1 protein-coding gene is annotated in these 2203 nt (G+C 68.6%); it reads right to left on the reverse strand.

What is annotated here, in order from left to right:
* Positions 1–97: 97 nt before the first annotated feature.
* Complete coding sequence (locus tag ABT300_RS43410; protein WP_351688525.1) at positions 98–2053, reverse strand: APC family permease; 1956 nt, start codon at positions 2051–2053, stop codon at positions 98–100.
* Positions 2054–2203: the final 150 nt, after the last annotated feature.

Here is a 2203-nt window from a genome sequence, read left to right on the forward strand (position 1 = left end):
CACCGCGGGACCGGAACCAACCGGTCCCGCGGCCCGTCCCGTGGCCCTGCCGCGGCCGGTCCCGTAACCGGTCCCGTGGCGTCGGTGGCCCGCGGGGTCAGCCGGTGTGGACGCGCGGACGGCGGGCGCGGTCCGGCTCGGCCTCGCGCAGAACCTCGCGGGTGACGGGGGCGACCTCGCCCTGGCCGAAGAGGAAGAAGCGCAGGAAGTTGGCGAACGGACCCCCCTCGGTCCACTCGAAGTAGATGTGCGGGACGCAGCCCGTGCGGTCGCGGACGTGCAGGAGCAGGGCGGCGAGCGCGTTGGAGACGGAGGAGGACTCCAGGGTCAGCACGCGGTAGCGGTGGTGCAGGACCTCGCCGCGTACCGTCAGGCCCGACTCGAACTCGGAGGGGTCGGTCACCGTCACCTCGACGAAGACGAAGTCCTCCTGCTCCGGCATGTCGTTGTCGGCCCGGATCTGCTCGATCTTGTCGCGGTACTCGGCGTTGTCGCGCTGGTCCGGCTCGTTGGCGATGAACCGTATCTTCCGGCTGGCCATGTCCCGGATGAATCGTTCCGCCATGTCGTCCAGGGTCACGCTTGTCACGCGGAGCTCGAAGGCTCGGGCCAGCCTGGAGAGCAGCGAGACGAGGATGATGCCCGCGATGAAGCAGGCGCCGATCTTGACGCCGTCGGGGCGCTCGATGACGTTCGCGACGGTGACGTACAGGAACACCGCCGAGATGACGGCGAAGCCGATCGTCCAGCCCCGCTGCCCGGCCTTGCGGGCGGCGATGGTCACCGCGATCGCCGCCGAGCTGATGAGTACCAGCACACCGGTGGCGTACGCCCCGCCCTGAGCGTCGACGTCCGCGTCGAAGATCCACGTGACGAGGAAGCCGATGAGGGTGAACACGATGACCATCGGTCGGACGGCCCGCGCCCAGTGCGGGGCCATCCCGTAGCGGGGCAGGTAGCGCGGCATCAGGTTCAGCAGCCCGGCCATGGCCGAGGCGCCCGCGAACCACAGGATCGCGATCGTCGACAGGTCGTACACCGTGCCGAACGTGTTGCCCAGGTATTCGTGGGCGAGGTAGGCGAGGGCGCGCCCGTTGGCCGGGCCTCCGGACTCGAAGTCCTTCTCCGGGATGAGGAGGGTGGTGATGAAGCTGGTGGCGATCAGGAAGACGCTCATGATGAGCGCGGCGGTCGTCAGCAGTTTCTTGGTGTCGCGGATCCGTCCCTGCGGGCGTTCCTCCGTGTCGCCGTCGTCGCCCTTCACATGGGGCATGACCGCGACGCCGGTCTCGAAGCCGGACAGGCCCAGCGCCAGCTTGGGGAAGACCAGCAGCGCCACGCCGACCATGACGAAGACGTTGCCGTGCTCGGCGGTGAGCGCGTCGGCCCAGTCGGTGATCACATGACCGGCTGTGGCTACGTGCCACATGCCGACGATCACGACCACGACGTTCAGCGCGAGGTAGACGCCCACCAGGGCCACCGCGACGCCGATCGCCTCCAGGAAGCCCTTGAGGAACACTGCTCCGAGCAGGGCGACCAGGATCAGGGTGATCAGCAGCTGCTTGTCGTGCAGCGTGCTGGTCAGATGCGGGTTCTCGACGAGATGGGTCGAGGCGTCGGCCGCCGAAAGAGTGATGGTGATCAGGAAATCGGTGGCGGCGAAGCCCAGCAGGGTCAGGACGAAGAGCTTGCCCTGCCAGAAGGACAGCAGCCGCTCGAGCATCGAGATCGAGCCCTCGCCGTGCGGACTCTCCTCCGCCACCCGGCGGTAGACCGGGAGGGCGCCTGCCAGGGTGACCAGGACGAGGACGATCGTCGCGATGGGGGAGAGCAGGCCGGCCGCCAGGGCGGCGATCCCGGGCTGGTAGCCGAGCGTGGAGAAGTAGTCGACGCCGGTCAGGCACATCACCCGGTACCAGGGCTGACCCTTGTGCGGGGCCTCGGGCGCGGCGTGCGGGCCCGCGTGACCGCCGGACTTGCCCATGTCGGACAGGCCCTCGAGCATCCACGTCCGCAGACGGCTCGGCGGCGGGTGTTCTGTGGTGGCCATCGGCGTGCTCTCCCGGTGTGCGGTTCGGCGTGTGGTTTCGGCCATCACGCGGATTCACGAGGATCACGGTCAACGCGATCCAGCGCTTGGGATTGAGCTCTCCCTCCTGCTCTCCGGACGACGTTGCTTCCAGAGCGGTCACGATCTTCT

This window comes from Streptomyces sp. NPDC001027 (assembly GCF_040299045.1).
Taxonomy (GTDB): Bacteria; Actinomycetota; Actinomycetes; order Streptomycetales; family Streptomycetaceae; genus Streptomyces.

What these genes read in the sequence shown, in the direction of transcription:
- ABT300_RS43410 (WP_351688525.1), bottom strand. Translation starts at nt 2,053, where the DNA reads ATGGCCACCACAGAACACCCGCCGCCGAGCCGTCTGCGGACGTGGATG.